A 6,337-nucleotide genomic window follows, 5' to 3' on the forward strand; every position below is an offset into this window, starting at 1 on the left:
GACGTCCTCGTTGACGGCAATGACGTGACCAAAGCAAAGCCCGATCCCGAGGTGTTTCTGATTGCCGCACAACAATTACATACCAATCCTGAAAACTGCATTGTCTTTGAAGATGCAGTAGCTGGAATTCAGGCGGCGAATACTGCAGGAATGGTGTCCATTGGCATTGGAGATAAAAAAACGCTCCATGAATCCGACTATGTGTTCAAGGATTTTACTGAAATCAGTGAGGCGTTTTTGAAGGAGTTAATTAATAGATAGAATTAAGTAAGAAGTACAAAGTATAAAGTATTAAGTGAAAATAGAAAAACCCATTGTGACCGTTGTGTCAAGCCTTGCGTCCATTGTGGTTAAAAAAAACATTAAGTAACTAGAATTTAGAAGAAAGAAAAATAGGCCGATCCGTCTTTAGTCTTTCCTCTTTATTCTCTTATCTCAAAAAAATGAATCAAGATTATATCGTACCAAATAATTGGTCCATCATTGAAGAAGGCTTTGATGCCGACCGTGTCAAATCCTCAGAAAGTATTTTTAGCATTGGTAATGGTGCCATGGGCCAACGTGCCAACTTTGAAGAGCAGTATTCAGGAAAGACTTTTCAAGGCAGTTATGTTGCGGGCGTTTATTATCCAGATAAAACCAGAGTAGGCTGGTGGAAAAATGGCTATCCAGAGTATTTTGCCAAAGTCCTCAACGCGCCGAATTGGATCGGCATCAACGTGACCGTCAATGGCGAAGCCTTGGATTTGGCAACCTGTAAAGAGGTGCGGAACTTTAGACGCGAACTCAATATGAAAGAAGGTTGGTTGTCCAGAAGTTTCGAAGCCACACTTCATAATTTCATCGAGGTCAAGGTCGAAACCAAGCGTTTTTTAAGTTTGGATATGGATGAGGTTGGCGCTATTGAATATAACGTGACGCCTTTAAATAACGACGCTCATATTGTTTTTGAACCTTATGTTGATGCAGGAATTACTAATGAAGACAGCAACTGGGATGATAAATTCTGGAACATTTTAAGCGTTAATGCTGAACATGACCAAGCCTTTATTGTGTCGCATACCATGAAAACCAACTTTCATGTCTGTACTGCGATGCAAGCCCAATTGTCATTAAACGGAAAGGTCCTAGCCGAAAATAAGACAGTTAATAAGACCGATTCTACCGTTTCTTTTGAGTACAGTTCTAATGTCAACAAAGGTGATACTTTGACCATCACGAAATTTGGTGGATATACCGTCGATAGAAATCATGATAAAAACGACTTGGTTTCCGTAGCTAAAAAGAACCTATCTAAAGCCGTGTCACTTGGTTTTGCAAAAATGCTTCAACAGCAAAAAGAAGCATGGGCAAAAATTTGGGATATGGCCGACATTACCATTGAAGGCGATATCAAAGCACAACAAGGCATCCGATTTAATATCATGCAATTGAATCACACCTATATTGGTACGGACGCGCGTTTGAATATTGGTCCGAAAGGTTTTACTGGCGAAAAATATGGCGGAAGTACCTATTGGGACACCGAAGCCTATTGTATTCCATTTTATATGGCGACAAAAGATCAGAACGTGGCACGGAATTTATTAGAATATCGATACAATCATTTGGAAAAAGCCATTGAAAATGCCGAAAAACTCGGATTTAAAAACGGTGCGGCACTTTATCCGATGGTTACTATGAATGGGGAAGAATGCCATAACGAATGGGAGATTACCTTTGAGGAAATCCACCGTAACGGGGCGATTGCTTTTGCGATTTTTAACTACCATCGCTACACTGGCGATTTCAGTTATATTCCAGATAAAGGATTGGAAGTACTTATTGCCATTGCTCGTTTTTGGCACCAACGCGCCACATTCTCGACGCACCGAAACAAGTATGTCATTCTGGGCGTGACGGGACCAAATGAGTATGAAAACAATGTCAATAATAATTTCTACACTAACTATATTGCACAATGGTGTATGAATTATACTTTGGAAATTATTGCCAAAATGAAGACGGAATATGCTTCAGATTTGTCACGGGTTTTGAGTAAAACCAATCTGTCTGATAGTGAAATGTCCGAATGGAAAAAAGTTGCCGACAATATGTTTTATCCTTATTCAGAAAAGTATCAAGTGTATTTGCAGCAAGATGGATTTTTAGATAAAGAACTGATTACCGTAGCCGATTTACCAAAAGCAGACCGTCCCATCAATCAGACATGGTCGTGGGATAGGATTTTACGCTCGCCATACATCAAGCAGGCCGATACACTTCAAGGCTTTTACTTTTTTGAAGATCAATTTTCTTTAGAAGAATTAGAGCGTCACTTCGATTTTTATGAGCCGTTTACAGTTCATGAAAGTTCCTTGTCGCCTTGTGTACACAGTATTCAAGCAGCGAAATTGGGCAGAATGGAACAAGCCTACCAGTTTTATTTGCGCACCTCCCGATTGGATTTGGACGATTATAATCATGAGGTGGAAGAAGGACTTCATATTACCTCCATGGCGGGTACTTGGATGAGCATTGTAGAAGGTTTTGGCGGTATGCGGGTTGTGGATAACAAGCTGTCTTTCGTGCCGAAAATCCCTGAGCAATGGGAAGCCTATTCGTTTAAAATCAACTTTAGAAATCAGGTTCTTAAAATAAGTGTTGGTAAAAACGAAACAAAGTTTGCAGTGGAAGGTGGTGGCTCCATGGACATTTTAGTCAATGGAAAAGAAGTTACCATAAAGTCATAAAGTTATTGCTGTTTTAATGCAGGCAGAACAATAGAAATCTTTAAAATTGGAATGAAATGAAGAATTTCGTAAGTATTTTAATACTACTTTTAAGCATGACAATTTTTTCGCAGGTAGAAAAAATAGAACCTCCTTTTTGGTTTGCCGGAATGCATCATCCAGAACTGCAATTGATGGTTTATGGTAAGGATATTGCGCAATATGATGTGGCGTTCTCAAACACCATTCAGATTACCGATATCATAAAAACCGAAAATCCGAACTATCTGTTTATAAATATTAATACAGAAAATGTTGCACCTGGGATTTACGAACTTCAATTTTCAAAAAATAAAAAAATCCGTGTTAAAAAATCCTATGAGTTCAAGGAACGCCGAGAAAATTCTGCATTAAGAAAAGGATTCGATTCCAGTGATTTGATTTATTTGATCATGCCCGATCGGTTTGCCAATGGGAATCCTGATAATGACAGTACCGAAGATACCGTTGAAAAAGTAAACAGAAAAGAGCTTTCTGGACGTCATGGCGGCGATATTCAAGGCATTATTGATCATTTGGATTATTTGGACGAGTTGGGCGTGACCGCCATTTGGAGCACACCGTTGTTGGAAGACAATGAGCCTATTTATTCCTACCACACCTATGCGCAAAGTGATTATTATAAGATCGATCCGCGGTTTGGAACCAATGAGGATTATAAGCGATTGGCCTCAGAAATGCACAAGCGCGACATGAAGTTGATCATGGATTATGTAACCAATCACTGGGGCAGCAAGCATTGGATGATCCAGGATTTGCCAACGAAAGATTGGATCCACAAATGGGAAAATGGCGAACAAGGATTTCAACGCAGCAGTTACCGAATGACCACGCAGTTTGATTCCAACGCCTCTGAAGCTGACAAGGAAGCCTGTATGAACGGATGGTTTGATACGACGATGCCAGATGTTAATCAGAAAAATCCTTTGGTGTTAAAATATATGATTCAAAACGCCATTTGGTGGATAGAGTTTGCTGATTTGGACGGACTTCGTGTGGATACCTACTCGTATAATGATAAAGAAGGCATTGCAAAATGGACGAAAGCGATTATGGACGAATATCCAAACTTTAATATCGCTGGAGAGGTTTGGATGAACAGTCAGGCGCAAATGGCCTTTTGGCAAAAAGACAGTAAGATAGGTGCTATCGAGAATTATAATTCGCATTTGCCGACGGTCATGGATTTCACATTGCACAGTGCCATGATGGTCATGTTTGCTGAAGATGATCAACAATGGGACAAAGGAATGTTGAGGGCTTATGAGAATTTCACGAATGATTTTCTCTATCCAGACATCAACAATTTGTTCGTGTTTGCTGCCAATCATGATACCAATCGCATCAACGACATTTATGGTTCAAATCTCAATATCTATAAAATGATGATGACGCTTGTTGCTACTGTAAGAGGTATTCCACAAGTGTATTATGGCGATGAGTTGGGCATGCTTGGCAACAAGGATTTAAAAGGCGATGGCGATATCCGACGCGATTTTCCAGGCGGTTGGAAAGGTGATCCTATGAATGCTTTTACTGCAGAAGGGAGAACAGCGGAGCAAGCTGGTTTTTTTGAATTCTCCAAGAAAATTTTTAACTGGCGAAAATCAAAATCGGTCATCCATTCGGGGAAAACCATGCAGTTTGTTCCTGAAAATAACGTCTATGTGTATTTTAGATATGATGCTAATGATAAGGTTATGGTCGTCATTAATAACAATCCTGAAGTGCAGACGTTAGACTTGAAACGGTTCAAAGAAATGATTAAAACAGCAACATCTGGCACCGATATTATTTCAGAAAAACAAATCGCATTAGAAAACACCTTGACCATTGATGGAAAGACCTCCATGATCATTGAGTTTTAATACCTCAAACTTATAAACACAACATTAAAAACATTTTATGAAAAAAACTATTTATCTACTTCTCCTTCTCATTATCTCAATTTCTTGTGAAACCAAACCAAAAGAAAAGAAAGCTGACATCAAGCCTGCCGATAGTTCTAATGTGAAAACGGACACGATTGAAGGCGATTTTGCGGGAGGCACTTTACTGCGGATCGATGATTTTCCGTCAAATTTTATTCCACCTCGAAAAGTAGATATCTGGTTGCCAGAAGGCTATTCCAACAGCAAAAAATATGCAGTGTTGTATATGCATGATGGTCAAATGTTGTTTGATAGCAGAATCACTTGGAACCATGAGGAATGGAAAGTAGATGAGGTTTCTGCCCAATTAATGAAGGACAGTATTACCAGAGATTTTATCGTCGTCGCACCCTTTAATATCAATGATTTGCGCCACAGTGAGTATTTTCCGCAAAAGCCTTTTGAATCACTTTCTGAATCTGTTCGCGATTCTTTGTTTGTTGAAGCAGAGAATAATAATTTCAAGTTTGATACTGTCACTTCCGATAATTATTTGGGTTTTATCGTTAAGGAATTGAAGCCTTTTGTCGACGCCAATTTTTCAGTATTGACCGACAGAGACAACACTTTTGTAGCAGGATCGAGTATGGGCGGTTTAATTTCGATGTATGCCATTTGTGAATATCCAAAAGTGTTTGGCGGTGCTGCCTGTTTGTCAACACATTGGCCAGGCGGCGATCCGTATGATGGAGATTTGTTGACCAATACTTTTTTTAAGTATATGAGCGCGCATGTTCCGTCGCCAAAAACGCATAAGTTCTATTTTGATTATGGTACGGAAACAATGGATAAATTCTATCCAAAATATGCCTCGAGAGTCAATAGAATATTTAAAGATAAGGGTTATGACGCGTCGAATTTCAGGAATATAAAATTTCCAGGCGAAGGGCATACCGAAATTTCATGGCAAAAACGACTGGATATTCCATTGGCGTTTTTGTTGAAAAAGAACGAGTAAATCTAGAGACCTGACAGGTTTACAAAACCTGTGAGGTCTTTTAAATCTAAACCTTTCAGGTTTTAAAAACCTGAAAGGTTTGGTAAAAATACATCAAATGAAAAATTATATATTAATCACATTCTTACTGGTCTTAAATCTTGGCTTTTCCCAAAATCCAAACCGGACTTTTGAATCCATGGATTTCAAAAACAACATTCTGGAAATAAAAGTGAATGATGGCATTTACAGAATTACGCCCTACACTAAAAGCATTGTGGAAACCTCTTTTATTCCTAAAGGCGAAACGTTCAACGCCAGTTCGCATGCCGTCGTTCTAAAACCAGAACTTCTAAAGCCTGAATTACTCAAAACCAGTACTTCCATTGAATTAAAAACTGCAGGTATTTCGGTCAGCATCCAAAAACAACCTTTTCAAATTTCTTATACTTATAAAGGCAAACCGATCATTTCTGAAAAGATGTGTTACGTCAAAAATGACAGCTTGGAAACCCTTCAATTCAATCTAACAAAAGATGAGGTTCTATATGGAGGCGGTGCAAGAGCTTTAGGAATGAATCGTCGCGGACACAGATTACAATTGTATAATCGTGCGCATTATGGTTACGAAACCCATGCTGAATTGATGAATTACACCATGCCAATCATGATGTCGTCCAATCAATATATGGTGCATT

4 protein-coding genes and 1 pseudogene are annotated in these 6,337 nt (G+C 39.0%); all 5 read left to right on the forward strand.

Going from position 1 to position 6,337, the window contains the following annotated elements; genetic code table 11:
* Positions 1–261: HAD-IA family hydrolase (locus tag ABIQ28_RS05850; protein WP_348035945.1), on the forward strand; the 261-nt coding region annotated here is incomplete at its 5' end.
* 182 nt (positions 262–443) lie between these two features.
* A complete protein-coding gene (locus ABIQ28_RS05855; protein ID WP_348035946.1) occupies positions 444–2,732 on the forward strand; it encodes a glycoside hydrolase family 65 protein in 2,289 nt (762 codons plus the stop codon).
* A 56-nt stretch (positions 2,733–2,788) separates the two neighbouring features.
* Entirely contained in the window at positions 2,789–4,639 is a 1,851-nt protein-coding gene (locus tag ABIQ28_RS05860; RefSeq protein WP_348035947.1) for a glycoside hydrolase family 13 protein, read from the forward strand.
* A 37-nt stretch (positions 4,640–4,676) separates the two neighbouring features.
* Positions 4,677–5,660: an alpha/beta hydrolase-fold protein gene (locus tag ABIQ28_RS05865; RefSeq protein WP_348035948.1), complete on the forward strand. Its 984-nt coding sequence runs from the start codon at positions 4,677–4,679 to the stop codon at positions 5,658–5,660.
* 97 nt (positions 5,661–5,757) lie between these two features.
* Positions 5,758–6,337, forward strand: a pseudogene (locus ABIQ28_RS05870) (glycosyl hydrolase); the annotation flags it as partial.

Origin of the sequence: Gelidibacter sp., assembly GCF_039916245.1 — a bacterium.
Taxonomy (GTDB): domain Bacteria; phylum Bacteroidota; class Bacteroidia; order Flavobacteriales; family Flavobacteriaceae; genus Gelidibacter.

Coding starts and splice junctions, on each gene's coding strand:
- ABIQ28_RS05865 (WP_348035948.1), top strand. CDS start 4,677: ATGAAAAAAACTATTTATCTACTTCTCCTTCTCATTATCTCAATTTCT.
- ABIQ28_RS05855 (WP_348035946.1), top strand. CDS start 444: ATGAATCAAGATTATATCGTACCAAATAATTGGTCCATCATTGAAGAA.
- ABIQ28_RS05860 (WP_348035947.1), top strand. CDS start 2,789: ATGAAGAATTTCGTAAGTATTTTAATACTACTTTTAAGCATGACAATT.